Source organism: Pseudomonas saliphila, from assembly GCF_008638345.1.
Lineage (GTDB): Bacteria > Pseudomonadota > Gammaproteobacteria > Pseudomonadales > Pseudomonadaceae > Halopseudomonas > Halopseudomonas saliphila.
In genome coordinates this window covers 32,046-51,982 of sequence record NZ_VTVA01000023.1, presented here as the reverse complement: position 1 = coordinate 51,982, position 19,937 = coordinate 32,046, and the positions used below count along the sequence as shown (strand labels likewise).

The following is a 19,937-nucleotide window of genomic DNA, read 5'->3' as shown; positions in this document are numbered from 1 at the left end:
CAGTCTCGCCTGCGCTACGCCAATCTCTGCAGCCACACCAAGGCCCACTCCTGACTCCGAACACGATCAGAGACACTCAAAAAACGCAGGCAAATCGTCAGACCGAGACCGGTGCAGCAAGAAACCCCACAACCTCCCCCGCCGCCCGCTTCGAATCCTCCAGCATAAAACAATGCCCACCCGGCAACTCCCGCGCGGTCACGCACGGATTCACACGGGTGAGCCGCCGCGTGGCCTGCTTAACAAAGGGATAGGTCGCATCCCCGTGCAGCAACAGAGTCGGCGTGTGTATTCTGGGCAGCCAGTACCAGAGCTTACTCGGCCAGCTTTCGAACACCTCCGCTTCCCGACTGGGCTGACACTTCAGCTCTACGCTGCCGTTTTCAGCTTGTCGCAAGCCGTGCTCGATATGCGCACGGAAGGCGCTCTCCTCCCATCCGCGAAACATGCCGCGATTGTGTAGCGCCTTGTAGGCGGCGTCGCGGTCGGGCCATTGATCCCGGCGGGTGCGTGTCTTTTTCGATAACGCATTGCCGCGCTGCCCGATCAAGCCCAGCGCTCCGCGCAGAACCAGCTGCTGCTGGGGGAATAACACGGGATCAAGCAGCACCGCCTTCTCGAAAATACCTGGATGCTGGGCCAGCATCAGGCTGGTGAGCACGCCGCCAAAGCTATGCCCGCAGGCGTAATGCGGCACGTCGCCGAATTGCTGCTTACCTGCATTGAAGGCGTCGAGAGCCAGCTCGGCATTGCGGTTCCAGCCGAGAAAGTGTCCACCGTGATCGCTGTCGCCGTGCCCCTGCAGATCGCAAAGCCACAGATCAAAATGCTCGGCAAGGTGTTCGAGAAAGGGTTCGTAGGTTCTGCAGCAAAACCCGTTACCGTGCAAAAACTGCAACAGCGGTTTGTGGCTAGGCGGCGTATGCCAGCCGCGCAATGTAAACCCGGCACTCGTTTCGTGTGCCCAGGGCAACAGCGTCATAAAGGTGTCCCCGAAAAGTAATGGCCGGCGCTGTTCAGCCGGCGCAGCTGCCTGTCAGCGCAGGCTGTAATCGATACTGGTAACGACTCTCACGCGCTTGACCTGTGGCGTGTAAGGGTCAACATCTTCGATGGAAAAATACCCCTGCGAAGCGCGGCGTATGCTGCCCACTTCAGCGTCGGCATCCCGCGCAAACTGATCGGCGGCAGCCCGGGCGTCGCGCGTTGCATCAGCGATCATGTCGGCCTTGATCAACTCCAGCCGGGTAAACAGAAACCGCGGTTGGCTATCGTAATTCTGGGTCAGCGCAACGCCGGATTTAACCAGTTCGCCAACGGTCTGCATGCCGCTCTGCACACTTTCAATATCCTGGGTACGCACCAGCACCGTGACCTCGGCGCGATAGCGTTCCGGCGGCAGCGTGTTGCCATAGGTATTGGCGTGTTGATCGGTAATCTTCGGCATGGATAGCTGGATATCGTCTTCAACGAAACCCCGCAGCAGCAGGAACGAACGCACCAGATCCTGCTGCTCCTCGATCTTGCCCTGCAGGCTGTCGAGGCTGTTATCCGCTACCGAAAAGCTGACCGGCCACAGCGCCAGGTCGGCCTCGACGTTACGTTCGGCGAGGCCTTTAACGCTCACCACACGGTCCGCGCCGCCAAACTGCAGCAGCCCGCTCTTCAGACTCATCGCCATCAGCACCAGCGCTGCAGCAACGATCAACGCGGCCAAAATGCCTGTAACTGCGTTCACTACCGGCTTGCTCATGATGACTTCTCCCTATCATTTCTTCTTATTGACTATCTGGTTCTGCCTTCGACATCACGCGCCAGCGGGGTAACCGCGCGAGGCGCTTATATCGTTTATAAAAAGGAGCCCAGCCCGGTCGCCTGACGTACCTTGGCCATCAACACACCGGCTTCAGCGCGGGCGCGTTCGGCACCTTTTTGCAGGACGCCTTCAATATACGCCGGGTCTTCGAGCAGCGCCTGATATCGTTCGCGTGGCTCGCGCAGGTAGAGGTTCAGGTACTCGAACAGCGCGTCCTTGGCCTCGCCCCAGCCGATGCCTTCAAGATAACGCGCGCGCATGGCCTGGGATTCTTCGGGTGTAGCGAAAGCGGAATAGATCTGAAACAGGGTGCAGGTATCCGGGTCCTTCGGCTCGCCCGGCTCCAGCGAATTGGTCTTGATCTTGCGGACCAGCTTGAGCAGTTTCTTCTCAGGGGCGAACAGCGGAATGGTGTTGTCGTAGCTCTTGGACATCTTGCGTCCATCCAGACCGCGCAGCACTTCTACGCTTTGGTCCACTACCGCTTCAGGCAGGGTGAAATACTGCCCCTTGAACAGGTGATTGAAGCGACCTGCCATGTCACGCGCCATTTCGATGTGCTGGATCTGATCGCGCCCCACCGGCACCTTGTTGGCATTGAACATGAGAATGTCCGCCGCCATCAGTACCGGGTAGCCGAACAGCCCCATGGTCACGCCCTTGTCAGGATCGGCCTGACCGGCAGCTTCGTTCTCGGCAACCGATGCCTTGTAAGCGTGCGCGCGGTTCATCAAACCCTTGGCGCAGACGCACGACAGCATCCAGGCCAGCTCAGTGGTCTCGGGCACATCGGACTGCCGATAGAACACCGCATTATCGGTATCCAGTCCCAGCGCCAGCCAGGTAGCGGCAATTTCCAGGCGCGACTCCTGAACTCGTTTTGGATCCTGGCATTTGATCAAGGCATGCAGGTCGGCAAGGAAGTAATAGGACTGAACGTTGGGATCCTGGCTGGCAGCGATAGCGGGCTTGATGGCACCGACATAGTTGCCGAGGTGCGGAGTGCCGGTCGTGGTGATACCGGTGAGTACGCGAGTCTTTTGCATTGGAAGGTGGTTCTACTTGTAAGCGGTGACATGAATGGAGGTAAGTGTACAACGGCGGGACTTTTCAAAGCGACCGCGCGCCTCGATACGGGTGCCTGCACTGCTGATGACCGCCCATTGCATTGCCTGATACCCGCCCTCGTCGCTGGTCGTGCTGACCCGGTTCCGATTAGACTGATTGCCCTGTTGATCACACTGAGGAAGGCACGATGTCGTTCGCTGAGGAACTCAAGGCACAGCTCGAGATACCTGTTATTGCATCTCCCATGTTCATCATCTCCAACCCGCTCCTGGTGGCCGAGCAGTGCAAGAACGGCATCGTCGGCTCCTTCCCCGCACTCAATGCGCGCCCGGCCGAGGTGCTGGAGCAATGGCTGCAGCAGCTGACCACCGAGCTGGCCGAGTACAAGGCCGCCAACCCCGACAAGAAGGTCGCACCCTTCGCTGTGAACCAGATCGTCCATCATTCCAACGATCGGCTCCAGCACGATCTTGAGGCCTGTGCGAAGTTTCAGGTGCCGATCATGATCACCAGCCTGCGCGCGCCGCATGAGGCGGTGAAAGTCGCGCACAGTTATGGCGGCAAGGTATTCCATGACGTCATCAGCGTACGTCACGCCGAGAAGGCGATCGAAGCCGGCGTCGATGGTCTGATTCTGGTCTGTGCCGGTGCTGGCGGCCACGCAGGCACCCTCAGCCCCTTCGCGCTGGTATCGGAGATTCGCAAATTCTACGACGGCCCGATTGCGCTGTCCGGCTCCATTACCCAGGGCAAACAGATTCTTGCCGCCGAGGCGATGGGCGCGGATTTCGCGTATATCGGTACCCGCTTCATCGCCACCCACGAAGCCAACGCCGACGAAGCCTACAAGCAGATGATCGTCGACAGCGCCGCCACCGACGTCATCTATTCCAACCTGTTTACCGGTGTGCATGGCAACTATCTGCGCGGCAGTATCGCCAAATCAGGGCTGGATCCGGACAACCTTCCGGAAGCCGACAAGAGCGCAATGTCCTTCGGCAGCGACAAAAGTAAGGCCTGGCGGGATATCTGGGGCGCGGGTCAAGGCGTGGGCGGGATTGGCGAGATTACTTCGACTGCGAAGGTCATTGCTGAACTCAAGCGCGACTATCTGGCGGCTAAGCAGCGGTTGCTTGGCTGAGTCTTGCTTAGGTGTGAGCTACCGCGTGACTTAGAGCTCGAGTTGGCTGTGGGAAAATCGGTGGTTGATCTACGAGTTCGCAATCTTGAAAATCAAATCCCCCTAGCCCCCTTTGCCAAAGGGGGGACCGGTTCTGCGTTATTGGTTATGTCGGTGTGATTCTGGTGGTCATCGAGAGCCTCACAACTCAAGGGCACGCGTCAGACGCTTACACGAGCAGTGTCTCGGACAATTCCCCTNCGCTTACACGAGCAGTGTCTCGGACAATTCCCCTCTTTGAAAAAGGGGGGCTAGGGGGGATTTGCTTTTCGCTATTTGCTTTTCGCTATTTGCTTTTCGCGTTTCGCTATTTGCTTTCACTCGTCCCGCCGCAATTCATCCGGAATAGGCACATCCGGCACAGGCCCGGGGCGCTTGCCCTCGCCTGCTCGGTACTGTCGCAGCTGGAATACGTAGGCCAACACCTGGGCCACGGCCAGATAAAGCCCCGCCGGAATTTGTTGATTGAGTTCGGTGCTGTAGAACACAGCCCGCGCTAATGGCGGTGCCTCAAGGATTACCACGTCGTGCTCGCCAGCGATCTCACGGATTTTCTGCGCCAGGAAGTCTCCTCCCTTGGCCACAACCACCGGGGCGCCGGAATTGATCGGGTCGTACTTCAGTGCCACGGCAAAGTGCGTCGGGTTGGTGATGACCACGTCGGCGTTGGGCACCTCGTCCATCATGCGCCGCTCGGCCATCTCACGTTGCAGCTGACGAATCCGCGATTTCACTTCCGGCTTGCCTTCGGAATCCTTGTACTCATCGCGCACTTCCTGCTTGGTCATCTTCAGCTTTTTCTTGTTGTCCCAGAGCTGGAAGGGCACATCCACGGTGGCAATCAGGATCAGTGAGCAGGCCAGGATCAGCAGTGAGCTACCCAACACCCAGGCGCTATGAGCGATCGCGTCAGGCAAGGGTTGCCGGGAAAGGGAAAGCAGATCGTCCTGGCGCAGGTTGAGGACCAACAGCGCCACGGTGAGCACCACCAGGAACTTGGCCAACGCCTTGAGCAGCTCGACCAGCGCCTTGACCGAGAACATCCGTTTCAGGCCAGCGAGCGGATTCATCCTTTCGAACTTGGGTGCCAGCGATTTGGCGCTGAACAGCCAGCCACCCAGCAGTAGCGGCCCCACCAGTGCAGCAATCAGCACCATGAAGAACAATGGGCCGAGCACACTGAACCCCTGCTCCACCGAGGCCAGCAGATGCAGCGCCATGGTATCGGTGGAATACAGCACTTCGCGGTCCAGGCTGAAGTTGAAGACCATCAGGTTCATCAACTTGCCGACCATCGCCGGGCCAAGCATCAACAGACCAACTGCCGATACCATGACCACGGCGAGGGTGTTCAGCTCCTTGGAGCGGGCGATCTGGCCTTTATCACGGGAATCCTTGAGGCGTTTCTCCGTGGGTTCTTCGGTTTTTTCCTGGCCGCTGTCCGGTTGATCAGCCATCAGCGCACCCGCACCATTTCACGCAGCCACTCGAGGGTCTCAGTAGCCAATGAATGATATTGAGTGCCGACGTCACCCAGCACGACCCAGAGAATGAACAGGCCAAACACCAGTGTCAGCGGGAAACCGATCGAGAAGATATTCAATTGCGGCGCGGCGCGCATCATCACGCCGAACGACAGGTTGACGATCAATAGCGCGGTGATGGCTGGCAGACCGATCAGCAGCGCAGCGGCCATCACCCAGGAGAACCGCAGCACCAAAGTATGGAAATCCGTGGCCAGCAAGCCCTCGCCAATCGGCAAGGTGATAAAGCTTTCGGCCAGCACCTCGATCACCACCAGATGGCCGTCCATTGCCAGAAACAACAGCGTCACCAGCATGGTGAATACCTGCGCCACCACCGCTACGGAGATCCCCATGGTCGGATCGTTCATCGAGGCGAAGCCCAGACCCATCTGCATCGCTACAATCTGGCCGGCCAGTACGTGGATCTGGAACAACAGCTGCAACATGAAGCCCATGGCGGCGCCAATCAGGATCTGCTCACCAATGACCAGCCAGGTCGCCAGGGAGAGCGCCTCGAACGCGGGCACCGGAGGAATCATGGGGGTGATGAGCATGGCGATCATCAGTGCGAGATACAGGCGGATGCGTACCGGCAGCATTTGCGTGCCGAACACCGGCATGGTCATCAGCACACTGGCCACCCGGAAGAGGACCCACATGTAACTGGCAACCCAGCGGCTGACCTCGGCGGCAGCAAACTCGAACATTCAGCCGATCAGTCCGGGGATTGCCCGGTACAGGTTTTCGGTAAAGTCGATCACCTGCGTGACCAGCCAGGGGCCGAGCACAATCAGGGTGATGAAGGTGAATAGCAGCCGCGGCAGAAAGCTCAACGTCTGCTCGTTGATCTGGGTGGCCGCCTGAAACATCGCCACCACCAGGCCGACCATCAGGCTTGGCAGCACGATCACCGCGACCATGACCGTGGTCAGCCACAGGGCCTGGCGGAACAGATCAACCGCTACTTCTGGCGTCATGTTTTCTCCTGGGTTAGGGTCTGTTGCCGTTTCATCGCGAGCCGCGTTGCTGTGTCAAATGACGCCAGGCCGGGCGGCGTTCCGCAAGGCGCGGGACGCAGGTAATGGTTACTCCCTTGCCAAGTCCTGCAACGCCGCATGGCGTCATTTGACGCGCAACCTAGGCGGCCCCACCCGAAGGGACAGGGCCCGTTTAGCGCAGCACGGCGTTACTCGTCGCTCATTTGGAACAACCAAATTACACTCCTCGCGCCTTGCTCTTCATTAAACGGGCCTCCGTCGCGGCCGCGATGAAACGGCAACAGACCCTAGGTAACGGCGAAGCTGGCCGCGAGGGTGCCGATAATCAGCGCCCAACCGTCCACCAGCACGAACAGCATGATCTTGAACGGCAGCGAAATGATCAGCGGCGACAGCATCATCATACCCATCGCCATCAGTACGCTGGCGACCACCAGGTCAATGATCAGAAAGGGAATGAAGATCATGAAGCCGATCTGGAACGCGGTCTTCAGCTCGGAGGTAACAAACGCCGGGACCATGATATGGAAAGGCACTTCCTCCGGGGTGGCTATGTCGGTACGCCGCGCCAGCCGTACGAACAGCTCGAGATCAGTTTCCCGGGTTTGCGCCAGCATGAACTCACGCAGCGGAATACTGGCCTGTTCCAACGCCTGTTGCGGCGCCAGCTCCTCGGCCAGATAAGGCTGCAATGCGGTTTCGTTGATGCGCTCGAAGATGGGCGCCATGATGAAAATAGTCAGGAACAGCGCCAGACCAACAAGAATCTGACTCGACGGCGTCTGCTGCAGCCCGAGCGCCTGCCGGAGTATGGAGAACACAATGATGATGCGAGTGAAGCTGGTCATCATCATGACGAACGCCGGAATGAAGGTCAGCGAGCTCATCAGCAGCAGAATCTGCAGACTCACCGAGTAGGTCTGCTCGCCGTCCGCATCGGTGCTCAGGGTGACCGCAGGCAAGCTCAGCGGATCACCGGCCGTTTGGGCCAGCGCCGCCGGCGCCAATAATGTCAGAAACAGCAACATCCAGCGCATCACTGGCGGTTCTCCCGTTTAAGCAGAGACTGCAGCTTGCGCGCGAAATCGCTGTCGACCGCGCCACTCGGAAGCTCCGCCACAGCCTCATCGAACACGTGCAAGGTGCCGATCCGTCCCGGCGAGGCGCCCAGTAGCATCTGCTTGCCGCCCACATCCACCAGTATCAACCGATCGCGGGGGCCCAGCGGCAGACTGCTGACTACACGGATATGCTGCGCGCCCTGTGGCGACAGAGGGCCGACGCGGCGCATGAGATACCCCATGACAAAAATCAGCCCCACGACCAGCACCAGACCGAGGCCGAGCTGGGTCAATTGCCCGATAAGCGAGGTTTGCGCAGCACTGGTGGTGGCCGAGGCAGCAGGCTCTGCGGCGAAGACGCCTGCCGGCAATGCGCTCAGCAGTGCAACCAGGATCGCCCGCATATCAACGCAACTTCTTGATGCGTTCGGAGGGGCTGATCACATCGGTCAGGCGAATACCGAACTTTTCGTTCACCACCACCACCTCGCCGTGGGCAATCAGCGTTCCGTTGACCTTGACGTCGAGCGGCTCGCCGGCCAGCCGGTCGAGTTCGACCACTGAGCCCTGATTGAGCTGCAACAGATTGCGAATGGTAATTTCGGTGTCACCGACCTCCATCGAGATCGTCACCGGGATATCCAGAATGACGTCCAGATTGGGGCCATCGGTGCCCTGGAAAAAATCGTCGGACGTTCTGGCTGGCTTGGGAAACTCTTCCATGGGCATGGGTTTGGAGCCATTGTTACCGGCAAGCATGGCATCAATGTCGTCCTGGCTCGAATCGCCGGCCTCCTCCATCGCAGCAGCCCACTCATCCGCCAGCGCCTGCTCTTCAGGACTGATTTCGCTGGAATTCTTGTCATCAGACATCGTGCCGTTCCTCTACATTAGCGTTACGTATTCGTTGGGTTATCGCGGCCGCACAATCGGGCCAAGAATTTGCAAACCCAGGTTGCCCTTCACCGATCCCAACTTGGCCTTGAACGTCGGTACACCATTGGCGCAGAGCACCATATGATCCGGCATCTCGACCGGAATCACGTCGCCGGCCTGCATGCTGAGCAGATCCTTCAACTTGAGTTCGCGGCGCACGACGGTGGCGCTCAGCGGCACCTTGGCGCAGGTAATCTCTTCACGCAGCGCACGCACCCAGCGCTCGTCATGCTCATCCACATCGGACTGCACACCCGAATCCAGCACTTCACGCAGCGGCTCGATCATCGAATAGGGAAAGGTGACATGCAGATCGCCGCCGCCGCCGTCCAGCTCGATATGGAAGGTCGAGACCACTACCACCTCGCTGGGGCTGACGATATTGGCCAGCGCCGGGTTAACCTCGGAATTGACGTACTCGAAGGTCACGTCCTGCACCGCTTGCCAGGCTTCCTTCATGTCAGCAAAGGCCTGATCCAGCACCATGCGTACCACGCGCAACTCGGTCGGGGTGAATTCACGGCCTTCAATCTTGGCGTGGCGGCCGTCGCCGCCGAAGAAGTTGTCGACCAGCTTGAACACCAGTCGTGCATCCAGAATAAAGAGTGCGGTGCCACGTAGCGGCTTCATTTTCACCAGGTTGAGACTGGTCGGCACATACAGCGAATGCACGTACTCTCCGAACTTCATTACCTGTACGCCGCCCACCGCCACGTCCGCCGAACGGCGTAACAGGTTGAACATGCTGATACGGGTGTAGCGCGCGAAGCGCTCGTTGATCATTTCCAGCGTGGGCATACGACCGCGGACAATGCGGTCCTGGCTGGTCAGGTCATAGCTTTTGACTGTGCCCGGTTCGGCATCGTCTTCCATATCAATCGCGCCGTCATCGACGCCATGTAACAGCGCGTCAATTTCGTCTTGCGAGAGCAGATCCTGAACGGCCATGGGGTTTCCTATTGCAGAACGATATTGGTGAACAACGCCGACTCAATCACCGGGTTGCCGAGTTCTTTTTCCATCAGCGCCTTCACCGCAAGCGAGGCCCGTTCACGCAGAGTTTCCTTGCCCTCAGGACTGAACAACGCGTCAAATTCTTCACTGCTGAACAGCATGACCAGTTCATTGCGAATCAGCGGCAAGTGGGCGCTGAGCTGACTCATGAGCTGCGGGTCGCGGCCCATCAGCACCACGTTGACCTGCATATAGCGTTGCCGACCGTTATGCACGTAGTTGACGACAAAGGCCGGATCCAGGGATTGGTAGACGGCGGCCATTGGCTTAGCGGTCGCCACGACGGGCGTTTCCACCGAGGCTTCGTCCTCACCGGCCAACAGAAAGTAGGCCGCTGCGCCGACCGACAGCAGTAACGCAAGCAGGCCAGCGCCTATGAGGAGGAAGAGTTTCTTGCGACTAGCCGGGGGGCTGTCGGGCGCCACTTGGGCAGGTTCGGGCTGTTGTCGGGCCATGCCAATATTCCGTCAGTAATGCGTGAAATCAACTGTTTCGGATATTGCTTGCATTGAGCATGCCAATTGGGCGCGACGCCTTTGGGGATTCGGATTTTCGAGAAGGTCTAAAGCTGGGGTTTCGGCGCGGGATTGCCGGGCCAGGGTGTCTGGGAGCTTGCCGTAGCGCAGGCGCGCTACAGCCCCAGGAACCCCCGGCCAATAATCAATCAGGCGTAGTAGTCGACCAGGCGTTCGGCCGACACTCTTGCCGCCTCTGCGGTGGTTAACAGCGACTCGGACTGGCCGGAGGTTTCGCCCTGCCCGCCCTGGCCCTGCTGTCGCCCTTCACCGGAGGCGCCGGCGTGCGCTTCGCGTCCGGATTGCTGACCTGCCGAGCCATCGGATACCGTCACGTTGACCTGATCCATACCCTGCTGGCTGAACATTTCACGTAATCGGAACATCTGCGCTTCGAGGGCTTCACGTACCGACGGATTCTGGCTGACAAACTGAACCTGATGCTCCTGCCCACGGTTCTGGATATGGATTTCGAGCGGACCCAGCTCTGCCGGATCCAGCTTGATCTCCACGCTGCGCAGGTTCTGACTGGACATCCACATGACTTTTTCGACTGCGGCCTCGCCCCAGCTTTGCTGCCCAAAGGGTACCCCGAGTGCCTGGGCCGCCGCATTGACCGGTCGCGCAGTCAATGCAGCCTGGGCCGTAGCTGGCTGCGTGGACATCGCGGGCCGGCTGAGACCGTCCTCACTCTCCGAATCGGTCAGCAGTGGCTCGTTACCCAGCGCCTTGGCATCAAGCTGCCCGGCCAGTTTCCCGGCGAATGCGGCCTGCATGTCACCCGACTGCGCAACTGCGACAGTACGCTGCACGGGCACCGCCGCGTCGATCGGCTGGCGCAGCGATTCTAGCTGTGCCGTTACCGGCGTCTCAAGCTTGGTACCGAGCGACGCCAGGGCGGCTTTGCTGTCGAGGGGCTGTTTCGGCTCCGATGGCGTCAAGGAACCGCGCGCCTCGTTCAGCCACTTCATCCAGCGTTCGGATAATTCCGTCAAGGATTCGTCAGGTTTCGCGGCCGTTGTCGCTGCAGGCAATTGGTCCTGCGGCATCCCAGACAACGCATCGCGGGCATCGCCAAGATCGGCCAACTGGCCGAGCCAATCCTGCACGGCGTCCGGCAACGGCTTGCCGTCCCCGGCAAGTGCAAGGTCTTCGATTGCCGTCATCCCGCTCTGCTCAAGACTCTTCAGCAAGGCATCGAGGCGTTCCGGCTGCTGCTCGGCCAACAGGTTGGCGAAATCCACTTCCTCTGTGTCGCCCGCCGTAGAGGACATGGCGCCGCGGATGTTGCCCGCAGGGCGCACTTCGGACGGGGATAACGCCAGCAGGGCTTGGCTAACTGACATTGAATGATCTCCATGGCGTGTGAGCAAACTGCTCCGTTGCCTGTTACAAGCAAACAGCGGGCCAGATGAAGGTCAAAGCGAAGATTATTCTGAAATGATGGGCTGAAGCTGCGGCTTGACCCGTTCGAACAGCTGCACAAGCCGCTCGAAGGCAACCAGTGCGGCCTGGCTATCCGCCTCGGCACCCGCCTGCTCGGCCTGCGCCGCCGCCTGATGCAAAGCCGGCGCGCCGATATTCCCGCAGCTCCCGCGCAAACTGTGCGCAGTCTGCCGGTAGTCCTGCCAGTTTTCTGTCAATAAATAGCTACGCAGCAGTCCAAGGCGCATCTCGGTATCGCTAAGAAAGATCTCCACCAGTACTTCATAGTTGTCCTGCATCAGCTCCTTGAGCGATGCCTGAACAGAGGGGTCCAGATCCGGCGGATTTTCCAGCATGGGTAGGCGATCCTTGAGGATGGTTTGGGAAGCGGCCGCAGAACCTAGGGCTCGACACCCCAGCTAAACACAGCTCGGGCGCGGTTGCCCTGTGCATTGTATTTGATCTCGTCGGCCAATGCGGTCACCAATGCGAGACCTCTGCCAGCATAGCCGTTCTCGGGAAAGGCTAACGCTGGGGCAAATCCCTTGCCGCTGTCGCCGACTTCGATTCGCAGCACGCCGCCGCGCTCGGTCGGCGAATGATCGAGCACCACCTGAATCCAGCCATCACGCAGGGTCGAGAGCTGCTGGCTGCGCTGAGCGTAGTAACGGGCGAAGCCCATGGAGTCGCGCTTCAGCTTGGAATCCAGGCTTAGCAGACCATGCTCAAGGGCATTGCTGTACAGCTCGCTGAGGATGACAAAAACGCTGCCAATGTGCGGACGCAGGCCGGGGATATCCATCAGCGCCTCAAGCAGAAAGGGCAACGGATTAAAATTCCTGACCGAGGCGGCGCGGAAGGTATAGGCCAACTGCCAGTCCTGCGCCGATTTCGCATGGCCGCCCATTGCAGACGCTGTGGGGCGCTGCTGAGCGGGCTCCAGCATCACCATTTCCAACAGGCTGATGTCGTCCTGTGGCGCACCGTGGAAGGCTTCGATTGCGCGCAGCAAGCCATCAAAGAACAGCTGTGGCCGGCCAGCATAATCCTCCAGCAAGCGCAGCACACGCTGCTCGCCGAAGGGCTCGCCACTATGATTGCGGCTCTCGATGACGCCATCGGTCCAGCACAGCAAGCGGTCACCCGGATCCATCGCCAGCACCACCGGATTGGGATCGAAACGCTCGACCCGGGCGACGCCCAGCGGTAGATGCGTAGAGGGAATCCGATGTAGCAGCTCGGCCTGACGCCCGATGATCAGTACCTCCGGCAACCCGCCATTCCAGATCTCGACCAGGCCCTTGGCGGGATTGACTTCGGCCAGCACCGCACAACAGAAGATACCCACCGGCAGGATCTGCGCAAGCTTGCCATTGAGCTCGATGATGATGTCGCGCAGGTTGAACCCCCGCGCACTCATTGCATAAAACACCTCAGCCAGCGGCATCGCACCGATGGCCGCCGACAGGCCATGCCCGGTGAAGTCCCCCAGCAGAAGATGCATTCCGCCGGACGGCTTATAAGCCGCCAGCAGAATGTCGCCGTTGAACATGGCGAAGGCCGATTGCAGATAGCGCAGATTACTTGCCGAGAGACATCCCGCATGCGCAACGCGGTCGAACACCGTTTTCGCCAGTTCCTGATCACGGACAAGCCGTTGGTGCTGGCTGGTGATCAGATCGCGCTGGGCTCGCAAGGTATTGTGCATTTCATGCATGCGGCCGAAGGCACTGATCTTGGCCTGCAACACCACTGGGTTATAGGGCTTGGAAAGAAAATCATCGCCGCCGGCTTCGAGGCATTTCAACAGCGCATCGGATTCGCTCAGGCTGGTCAGGAAAATGATCGGCACCAGATCCTCGCCCGCCAGCTCCTTGATACGCCGCGCAGCAGCAAAGCCATCCATCACCGGCATCAGCGCGTCGAGCAATACCAGATCGGGCAGGCGCGCCGAGAACTGCTCAACCGCCTGCATACCGTTTTCGACACTGATGACTCTATGGCCAAGGCGGCTCACCAGCCGGCCGAGAATCATGCGGTCAGCGGGATTGTCATCAGCCACCAGCACCGTCAACTCGGCGGATTGGCGGGACTGAAGAGGGAGCGACACAGGTTACTCGATGCTGAAGAGCTGTTCGAAGTTGGAAATACTGAACACTTTCCGCACGTCGGGGTTGCAGTGCACGATCTGGATAAGCGCCTCGTCCCCGCCGGCATGATCGCGCAGCAACAACAGCATGCCCAGCGCGGAGCTATCGATATAGTCGGTGTCCTGCAGGTCAACCACGTACCGTTGCGGCGTCAGCCCGCTACGCTCGTAGGCCTCGCGAAATTCCTGATGGACGCCAAAGTCGAAGCGCCCGCTCACACGAATAGTTAACACCTGACCATCGGTGGAATGACTTGCCTGAATCGCCATACTGGGTTCCTCGGCTGTTCACAGGTAAACCTCAGCATAGCAGGAGCAATCAGCTAACGTCGCGGCGGATGCCGATGGCCCTTTGAGAGAGTTCATCCAGCAGCTTTTGTTCCTGTTTGTCGGCCTTGACGCGCGCTTCCTGTTGATAGCGCTCGATCAGCTTGCGCATGGCTTCCAGCCGTTGATAGCGCTGACGCCACTGCTCCTTTGAGCGGTCCAGCGCGCGAAGATGCCAGGTCACGGTGTTCTGTTGTTGCTCGATGGCCGTCTGCATCTGCGCCATGAAGCGCTGGTAATTCAACAGCCAGTCGCGGCCAACGCCCTGTTCGCCCCGCTGGATCCAGCCCTTTTCGTACTCGCCGCAGTAGAACTCCAGATCCTGCAGCCGCGCGCTGGCGGTATCGAGTTGTTTCTGCGCCTCGCCAAGCTGTTTGGCGGCCTTGCGTTCGTCTTCCAGCGCCATATCCAGCACCGGCGCGAGTCGGCGTACCCGACTGTCACTCATGGCTCACCAATTGCTCCAAGCCGGCCTGGCTATCCGGCAGGCTGACGCTTTCATGTAGCGCCTGGCGCAGAAACCCCTGCATTTGCGGCATTCTAGCGATAGCCGTATCGGTCAGCGGATCTGAACCGGCGGAATAGGCACCCACGCTGATCAGATCGCGGCTTTGCTGGTAGCGCGCGTACATCTGCTTGAACATCTGTGCGCGCTGCAGGTATTCGCGGCTGACAATCTGCGGCATCGCCCGACTGATCGAGGCTTCGATATCAATGGCCGGATAATGCCCCTCTTCGGCCAGGCGCCGCGACAACACGATGTGCCCATCAAGAATCGCCCGCGACGCATCGGCGATCGGGTCCTGCTGGTCGTCACCCTCGGATAACACGGTGTAAAAAGCAGTGATCGAGCCGCCGCCCTCTTCGGCGTTACCGGCGCGCTCCACCAACTGCGGCAGTTTGGCAAACACTGACGGCGGATAACCCTTGGTCGCTGGCGGCTCGCCAATCGCCAGTGCAATTTCGCGCTGGGCCTGCGCAAAACGCGTCAGTGAATCCATCAGCAGCAACACGTTCTTGCCCTGATCGCGGAAATATTCGGCAATGCGCGTGCAATACATCGCGGCGCGCAGGCGCATCAACGGCGCGTCGTCCGCCGGCGAAGCAACCACCACCGAGCGCGCCATGCCCTCCTCGCCGAGAATCTGCTCGATGAATTCCTTGACCTCCCGGCCTCGCTCGCCGACCAGACCAACGATGGTGATATCGGCATCAGTAAAGCGCGTCATCATGCCGAGCAACATACTCTTGCCCACGCCGCTACCGGCGAACAGGCCAAGACGCTGCCCCCGCCCAACCGTCAATAAACTGTTGATCGAGCGGATGCCGACGTCGAGAGTCTGCTCAATGGGGTGGCGCTTCAGCGGGTTAATGACCGGGCCGTTCAGGTCGACCCAATCATCGGCCTTGAACATGCCCTTGCCATCCAGTGGGCGACCGATACCGTCCACCACCCGGCCGAGCATGCCAAAGCCCATCGGCAGTTTGCCGCCGCCGGCAGACGGCACCACGCGGGCGCCCGGTTGCAGGCCCTGCATGTTGTCGACCGGCATCAGATAGATCTTGCTACCCGAGAAGCCCATCACCTCGGCCTCAATCTGCGTGCTGCCCTGGGGCGTCTCGCTGATCACCATGCAGCGTCCGCCCACTGGCGCCTTGCAGCCTTCGGCTTCCAGCGTCAGGCCGACCATGCGGATCAGCCGTCCCTCGACGACAGGTTCGGATGAGAGATTGAGTACCGGCTGATAACGACTCAGCCGGCGGGCAAAGCTGATACGTTCAGGCATCCGGCAGGCTTTCCTTCAAGGCAGCGGGAATCGCCAGATCCGCCTCGGGTGGGTGCGCGCGCTGTTCGAGGCGGGCATCAAACAGTTGCTCCACGATCAGCTTCAGTCGCGTCTCCAGTGACGCGTCAAGCTGGCTGTGCTCTGTCTCGATACGGCAACCGCCGGGCAGCAGCGCGTCATCTTCCAGCAGGCGCCAGGTTTCTTCGTGGCGCTCACGTAGCGCCTTGACGGCATCAAAATCGACAGGGTTTAGATAGATACGGATATTGCCTGCGCCCATCGGCAGAGCCTTGAGCGCGCCGCGCAGGACCAGAAGAATCTGGCTGGAATCGGTCTTGAGTTCGCGCTGGATGACCTGACGGACCATGGTTTCCACCAGGCTCAACAGCATGTCTTCGACCTGCTCATCCTGATCCTTCATCGGCTCCATCAGTTGAGCCATCAGGGCTTCCAGCTCGAGCAAGCGGGCGTCGGTTTTGCTGCGCGCTTCCTGCTGAGCCTTGAGCTGCCCGGAATGAAAGCCGTCTTTCTCGCCAGTCGAGAAACCTTCGTTGTAGGCCTCTTCACGGATCTGCTCGAGTTCCTCGACGGTAAAGGGCTTGGCCTGCTCGATCTCTTCCTCAGGCTCAGCCATCAACGTCGATTTATCCAGCTCGGGCTCGTCCGGCTCAACAACCAGCGGCACCTGATTCGGCTCTTCGTCAAAGCTCGGCAGATTCCACAGACTGAAGGCCTCCGGCTTGCTGCCACGGATCAGGTCACTGTCTTGTTTGCTTTTCATGCAGAGCCTCTGGACGGATAACAGCTGCCGAGCCCAAGCACACTCAGGTCGACACGCGCGGGCGTCAAATCATTTCCTCGCCGCCCTTGGTGCCAAGCACGATTTCGCCGGCATCGGCCATGCGCCGTGCGATGGTCAGAATTTCCTTCTGCGCCGCCTCGACTTCACTGATGCGTACCGGGCCCTTGGCTTCCAGGTCATCCAGCAACAGCTCCGACGCACGCTTGGACATATTGCGCAGGATCTTGTCCTTGATCGCTTCATCCGCACCTTTGAGCGCCACGATAAGAATCTCCGTTGAGATTTCGCGCAACAATGCCTGGATGCCGCGATCGTCTACGTCCGAGAGGTTATCGAAGACGAACATCAAGTCCTCAATCTTGACCGAAAGGTCCTGATCAATATCGCGTATGGCATCGATCAATTGCGTTTCGGTGGTGGTTTCCAGGAAGTTCATGATGTCCGCGGTGCGCTTCACGCCGCCCATATTGGCGCGGATGGTGCTAGAGTTCCCGGCGAACTGCTTCTCGAGAATCTCGTTCAATTCCTTTAATGCAGAGGGTTGTACGGTGTTCAATGAAGCCACCCGCAGCAGCACATCCAGACGCACCTTGTGATCGAAGTAGCCAATCACCTCGGCCGCCATATCAGGATCGAGATAGGCCACCACAATGGCCTGGATCTGCGGATGCTCAAAGCGAATCACATCCGCCACCGCACGCGGCTCCATCCATTTCAGACTGTCCAGGCCCGAGGTGCTGCCACCCAGGAGAATCCGGTCGACCAGATTGTTGGCCTTATCTTCACCCAACGCCTGGGTGAGCATGGTGCGGATATAGCCGTCGGCGCCGACGCCAAGCCCGGTCTGATCGCCGACCACACTGATAAAGTCGCCCATCACCTGCTGCACGTGCTCACGCTGGACGGTGCGCAGACCGGCCATGGCAGTGCCCACGCGCTGCACTTCCTTGGGTCCCATATGCTTGAGCACCGCCGCCGCATCGGACTCGCCCAGGCTCAGCAGAAATATAGCCGCCTTGTCGAGCTTGCTCAGCTTTTGCGGGCGCTTGGCATCATCACTCATCGTCGTTTATCCACTCTTTGACTACCTGGGCAACACGGCCCGGATCTTCCGCCAACAGCCCCTTGATTGCATTGAGCTGCTGTTCGTAACCGGCGCCGGGAGGAGGCAATAACGCCGGCGTCGGCGAGCTCGATCCGGTAAGGCTGACCCGGTCATCGCGCAGGTCATCATCCATGCCGCCCAGGTCGTCCATTGTCGCGGGATACCCCCCGGCGGTAGCCGGGCTGCGGTTGTTGGCGGTCAGATTCTTCAGCACGGGGCGCAGCACACCGAACACCAGGATCAGTACAAACAGGATACCCAGGAACTGCTTGGCCAGGTCCCAGATCCAGGGCTGCGTCCAGAACGGCGGCTCGGCGATCAGTTCCGGCTGGCCCACTGGCACGAAGCGGCTGTTGATCACACTCACGCTGTCGCCACGGGCTTCATTAAAGCCCACAGCATCCTGAACCAGGCGGGTCAGTTGCTGGATGTCGGCCTCAGCAAGCGGAACCCGCACCGACTCACCGGTCTGCGGATCCAGCTGCAGGGTGTCATCCACCACTACCGCGACGGAAAGCCGACGCAACCTGCCCTGTTGCTGGCGGGTGTAGCTGATCTCGCGATCGAGTTCGTAGTTGCGCGTCGATTGCTCGCGGATATCCTTCGGCGTCGCTGCGATAATCGGCGCGCCGGTTTCCGGATCGAACACCTGCTCAGGCACGCTCACCGTGCCCGGGGGTTGATTGCTCAGCGCACCGGGAATGCCCTGCGGACCCGCCGCGCCACTGGCACGTTGCTCATTGAGAATCTGCTCACTGCGTATGGATGACTCAGGATTGAAACTTTCGGAGGTGGATTCCACCGCGCTGAAGTCCACGTCCGCCGAGACCTCGGCCTTGTAACGGCCATCGCCCAGCACCGGTTGCAGAATATTGTGCACGCGGCGGGTATAGGTGTCCTCCAGGCGCCGCGCATGATCGAACTGGCGGCCAGCCATGGTCAGCTCGTTCAGCTCGGCCTGATCAGAAAGCAGATTGCCGTTCTGGTCGACAATAGTGACCTGATCCTTGCTCAGCTCGGGGATGCTGGTCGCCACCAGATTGACGATGGCCATCACCTGGGACGGATCGAGACTGCGACCTGAGTACATTTCCAACAGTACCGACGCGCTGGGTTTGCGGTCATCGCGCACAAACACCGTCGAGCGCGGCATCGCGATATGCACCCGCGCCGCCTTGACGTTGTACAGACTGGAAATGGTCCGCGCCATCTCGCCTTCCAGGCCGCGGCGATAGCGGGTGGTCTCCATGAACTGACTGGAGCCCAGGCCCTGCTCGCGATCCATGATTTCGAAACCAAGGTTACGGTCAGTCGACGTCACGCCTGAACTGGCCAGACGCATACGCGCGTCGGCATAATCTTCACTGCGCACCAGCAAAGCACCGCTGTTGGGCTCGACCTTGTACTCGATGCGGCTCTGCTGCAGCACTTCAAGCACCTGAGCCGAATCAAAATTATCCATGCTGCCGTACAGCGGCCGGTAATCCGGCTCCTGCGACCACAAGACTACGGCGAATCCGACCGCTACACTCGCCGCCAGCCCGACCAGCAAACCAAACTGCCGCAGCATCGGCAGCGCCGACAAGTTATCCAGAAAAGCCATACCCAGCAGGGGCTTACGATCCGGAGCAGAGTCCGGCGCGTTGCGCGTGGCAGGAGTATTAGGCGTAGCATCCATGAAAACTTTCCTCGATCAATCAACGGCAGACGGTGACAGGAATAGGGTCAGATCGGCATCTTCATGATGTCTTCGTAGGCGCTGATCATCTTGTTGCGCACCTGCGTCATTGCCTGAAACGCGACGCTGGATTTCTGCGAAGCGATCATCACCTCAGTCAAATCAATGCCCGGCACGCCGCGCTCGTAACCGCTCTGCAGATCACCGGTAGTCTTCTGGAGTTCGCTGACCTTGTTGAATGCCATCTTGAGCATGTCGTCAAATGCCGGGCCGTCGGCGGCCTTCTCAACCTGCTGCGGCGCCTGGGGCTTGCCCATGGCTTCCAGCTGCATGCTGCGCATCTGCAACATCAGACGATTCATCTCAACACCCTGAGTCATAGCACTCTCCGTAGCCGTAAGAATTTTGACGGCGCTTTCGGCTTTGGGATTACTGAAGCAATATTGGTGCCAGATGACTGTTGCCGTTAGGACCTATACTCGGAAGCAAGATTGAAACTACCCGCTACCAACACAGCACAAACTAACCCGTGGGAGGCGCGACCCGCGGC

At 59.6% G+C, this 19,937-nt stretch carries 21 protein-coding genes and 1 pseudogene; 1 reads left to right on the top strand and 21 read right to left on the bottom strand.

The features are described from left to right. Window positions 1–97 precede the first annotated feature (97 nt). The 3 genes and pseudogenes from FHK95_RS18530 to FHK95_RS18520 form a co-directional block, all read right to left on the bottom strand. Complete coding sequence (locus FHK95_RS18530) at window positions 98–982, bottom strand: alpha/beta fold hydrolase (protein WP_150306131.1); 885 nt, start codon at window positions 980–982, stop codon at window positions 98–100. Between the two features lie 54 nt (window positions 983–1,036). Then, on the bottom strand, window positions 1,037–1,753 hold the full coding sequence (locus FHK95_RS18525) for an SIMPL domain-containing protein (RefSeq protein WP_150306130.1): 717 nt from the start codon (window positions 1,751–1,753) through the stop codon (window positions 1,037–1,039). 98 nt (window positions 1,754–1,851) lie between these two features. Further along, window positions 1,852–2,862 (bottom strand): annotated as a pseudogene (locus FHK95_RS18520) (tryptophan--tRNA ligase); the annotation flags it as partial. Between the two features lie 209 nt (window positions 2,863–3,071). Between FHK95_RS18520 and FHK95_RS18515 the strand changes: the two are divergent. Further along, window positions 3,072–4,025: an NAD(P)H-dependent flavin oxidoreductase gene (locus FHK95_RS18515; protein ID WP_150306128.1), complete on the top strand. Its 954-nt coding sequence runs from the start codon at window positions 3,072–3,074 to the stop codon at window positions 4,023–4,025. Window positions 4,026–4,381: 356 nt separating this feature from the next. On the opposite strand, the gene flhB is transcribed toward FHK95_RS18515, so the two are convergent. From flhB to fliE, 18 genes are all read right to left on the bottom strand, one after another. Then, window positions 4,382–5,521: a flagellar biosynthesis protein FlhB gene (flhB, locus tag FHK95_RS18510; RefSeq protein WP_150306127.1), complete on the bottom strand. Its 1,140-nt coding sequence runs from the start codon at window positions 5,519–5,521 to the stop codon at window positions 4,382–4,384. Further along, complete coding sequence (fliR, locus tag FHK95_RS18505) at window positions 5,521–6,297, bottom strand: flagellar biosynthetic protein FliR (protein ID WP_150306126.1); 777 nt, start codon at window positions 6,295–6,297, stop codon at window positions 5,521–5,523. Before fliR ends, flhB begins: the two co-directional genes overlap by 1 nt. Further along, window positions 6,298–6,567, bottom strand: coding sequence for a flagellar biosynthesis protein FliQ (gene fliQ / locus FHK95_RS18500; protein ID WP_150306125.1), 270 nt, complete (start codon window positions 6,565–6,567; stop codon window positions 6,298–6,300). Window positions 6,568–6,875: 308 nt separating this feature from the next. After that, window positions 6,876–7,625, bottom strand: coding sequence for a flagellar type III secretion system pore protein FliP (gene fliP, locus FHK95_RS18495; RefSeq protein ID WP_150306136.1), 750 nt, complete (start codon window positions 7,623–7,625; stop codon window positions 6,876–6,878). Next, window positions 7,625–8,053: a flagellar biosynthetic protein FliO gene (gene fliO, locus FHK95_RS18490; protein ID WP_150306124.1), complete on the bottom strand. Its 429-nt coding sequence runs from the start codon at window positions 8,051–8,053 to the stop codon at window positions 7,625–7,627. Before fliO ends, fliP begins: the two co-directional genes overlap by 1 nt. 1 nt (window position 8,054) lies before the next feature. Then, on the bottom strand, window positions 8,055–8,522 hold the full coding sequence (gene fliN / locus FHK95_RS18485) for a flagellar motor switch protein FliN (RefSeq protein ID WP_150306123.1): 468 nt from the start codon (window positions 8,520–8,522) through the stop codon (window positions 8,055–8,057). Window positions 8,523–8,561: 39 nt separating this feature from the next. Next, a complete protein-coding gene (gene fliM, locus FHK95_RS18480) occupies window positions 8,562–9,533 on the bottom strand; it encodes a flagellar motor switch protein FliM (protein ID WP_150306122.1) in 972 nt (323 codons plus the stop codon). An 8-nt stretch (window positions 9,534–9,541) separates the two neighbouring features. Further along, window positions 9,542–10,054 carry a flagellar basal body-associated FliL family protein gene (locus FHK95_RS18475; protein ID WP_150306121.1) on the bottom strand — a complete coding sequence of 171 codons (513 nt, stop codon included), beginning with the start codon at window positions 10,052–10,054 and terminating at the stop codon, window positions 9,542–9,544. A 209-nt stretch (window positions 10,055–10,263) separates the two neighbouring features. Further along, a complete protein-coding gene (locus FHK95_RS18470; protein WP_150306120.1) occupies window positions 10,264–11,460 on the bottom strand; it encodes a flagellar hook-length control protein FliK in 1,197 nt (398 codons plus the stop codon). 84 nt (window positions 11,461–11,544) lie between these two features. Then, window positions 11,545–11,895: an Hpt domain-containing protein gene (locus FHK95_RS18465; protein WP_150306119.1), complete on the bottom strand. Its 351-nt coding sequence runs from the start codon at window positions 11,893–11,895 to the stop codon at window positions 11,545–11,547. Window positions 11,896–11,939: 44 nt separating this feature from the next. After that, window positions 11,940–13,649, bottom strand: a complete 1,710-nt coding sequence (locus tag FHK95_RS18460) for a fused response regulator/phosphatase (RefSeq protein ID WP_268977575.1) — start codon at window positions 13,647–13,649, stop codon at window positions 11,940–11,942. Between the two features lie 3 nt (window positions 13,650–13,652). Further along, window positions 13,653–13,958, bottom strand: a complete 306-nt coding sequence (locus FHK95_RS18455) for an STAS domain-containing protein (RefSeq protein WP_150306118.1) — start codon at window positions 13,956–13,958, stop codon at window positions 13,653–13,655. Between the two features lie 49 nt (window positions 13,959–14,007). Beyond that, entirely contained in the window at window positions 14,008–14,463 is a 456-nt protein-coding gene (fliJ, locus tag FHK95_RS18450) for a flagellar export protein FliJ (protein WP_150306117.1), read from the bottom strand. Next, window positions 14,456–15,802: a flagellar protein export ATPase FliI gene (gene fliI, locus FHK95_RS18445; RefSeq protein WP_150306116.1), complete on the bottom strand. Its 1,347-nt coding sequence runs from the start codon at window positions 15,800–15,802 to the stop codon at window positions 14,456–14,458. The genes fliJ and fliI overlap by 8 nt, the downstream gene beginning before the upstream one ends. Then, window positions 15,795–16,583, bottom strand: a complete 789-nt coding sequence (gene fliH / locus FHK95_RS18440; RefSeq protein WP_150306115.1) for a flagellar assembly protein FliH — start codon at window positions 16,581–16,583, stop codon at window positions 15,795–15,797. The genes fliI and fliH overlap by 8 nt, the downstream gene beginning before the upstream one ends. A 64-nt stretch (window positions 16,584–16,647) precedes the next feature. Next, entirely contained in the window at window positions 16,648–17,667 is a 1,020-nt protein-coding gene (gene fliG / locus FHK95_RS18435) for a flagellar motor switch protein FliG (RefSeq protein WP_150306114.1), read from the bottom strand. Then, entirely contained in the window at window positions 17,660–19,387 is a 1,728-nt protein-coding gene (gene fliF, locus FHK95_RS18430) for a flagellar basal-body MS-ring/collar protein FliF (protein ID WP_150306113.1), read from the bottom strand. Before fliF ends, fliG begins: the two co-directional genes overlap by 8 nt. A gap of 47 nt (window positions 19,388–19,434) precedes the next feature. Beyond that, complete coding sequence (gene fliE / locus FHK95_RS18425; RefSeq protein ID WP_150306112.1) at window positions 19,435–19,767, bottom strand: flagellar hook-basal body complex protein FliE; 333 nt, start codon at window positions 19,765–19,767, stop codon at window positions 19,435–19,437. Between the last annotated feature and the right edge of the window lie 170 nt (window positions 19,768–19,937).

What these genes read in the sequence shown, in the direction of transcription:
- flhB (WP_150306127.1), bottom strand. Translation starts at nt 5,521, where the DNA reads ATGGCTGATCAACCGGACAGCGGCCAGGAAAAAACCGAAGAACCCACG.
- fliO (WP_150306124.1), bottom strand. Translation starts at nt 8,053, where the DNA reads ATGCGGGCGATCCTGGTTGCACTGCTGAGCGCATTGCCGGCAGGCGTC.
- FHK95_RS18525 (WP_150306130.1), bottom strand. Translation starts at nt 1,753, where the DNA reads ATGAGCAAGCCGGTAGTGAACGCAGTTACAGGCATTTTGGCCGCGTTG.
- fliH (WP_150306115.1), bottom strand. Translation starts at nt 16,583, where the DNA reads ATGAAAAGCAAACAAGACAGTGACCTGATCCGTGGCAGCAAGCCGGAG.
- fliG (WP_150306114.1), bottom strand. Translation starts at nt 17,667, where the DNA reads ATGAGTGATGATGCCAAGCGCCCGCAAAAGCTGAGCAAGCTCGACAAG.
- fliF (WP_150306113.1), bottom strand. Translation starts at nt 19,387, where the DNA reads ATGGATGCTACGCCTAATACTCCTGCCACGCGCAACGCGCCGGACTCT.
- fliI (WP_150306116.1), bottom strand. Translation starts at nt 15,802, where the DNA reads ATGCCTGAACGTATCAGCTTTGCCCGCCGGCTGAGTCGTTATCAGCCG.
- FHK95_RS18470 (WP_150306120.1), bottom strand. Translation starts at nt 11,460, where the DNA reads ATGTCAGTTAGCCAAGCCCTGCTGGCGTTATCCCCGTCCGAAGTGCGC.
- FHK95_RS18475 (WP_150306121.1), bottom strand. Translation starts at nt 10,054, where the DNA reads ATGGCCCGACAACAGCCCGAACCTGCCCAAGTGGCGCCCGACAGCCCC.
- fliE (WP_150306112.1), bottom strand. Translation starts at nt 19,767, where the DNA reads ATGACTCAGGGTGTTGAGATGAATCGTCTGATGTTGCAGATGCGCAGC.
- fliM (WP_150306122.1), bottom strand. Translation starts at nt 9,533, where the DNA reads ATGGCCGTTCAGGATCTGCTCTCGCAAGACGAAATTGACGCGCTGTTA.
- fliP (WP_150306136.1), bottom strand. Translation starts at nt 7,625, where the DNA reads ATGCGCTGGATGTTGCTGTTTCTGACATTATTGGCGCCGGCGGCGCTG.
- FHK95_RS18455 (WP_150306118.1), bottom strand. Translation starts at nt 13,958, where the DNA reads ATGGCGATTCAGGCAAGTCATTCCACCGATGGTCAGGTGTTAACTATT.
- fliQ (WP_150306125.1), bottom strand. Translation starts at nt 6,567, where the DNA reads ATGACGCCAGAAGTAGCGGTTGATCTGTTCCGCCAGGCCCTGTGGCTG.
- fliR (WP_150306126.1), bottom strand. Translation starts at nt 6,297, where the DNA reads ATGTTCGAGTTTGCTGCCGCCGAGGTCAGCCGCTGGGTTGCCAGTTAC.
- FHK95_RS18530 (WP_150306131.1), bottom strand. Translation starts at nt 982, where the DNA reads ATGACGCTGTTGCCCTGGGCACACGAAACGAGTGCCGGGTTTACATTG.
- fliN (WP_150306123.1), bottom strand. Translation starts at nt 8,522, where the DNA reads ATGTCTGATGACAAGAATTCCAGCGAAATCAGTCCTGAAGAGCAGGCG.
- FHK95_RS18465 (WP_150306119.1), bottom strand. Translation starts at nt 11,895, where the DNA reads ATGCTGGAAAATCCGCCGGATCTGGACCCCTCTGTTCAGGCATCGCTC.
- fliJ (WP_150306117.1), bottom strand. Translation starts at nt 14,463, where the DNA reads ATGAGTGACAGTCGGGTACGCCGACTCGCGCCGGTGCTGGATATGGCG.
- FHK95_RS18515 (WP_150306128.1), top strand. Translation starts at nt 3,072, where the DNA reads ATGTCGTTCGCTGAGGAACTCAAGGCACAGCTCGAGATACCTGTTATT.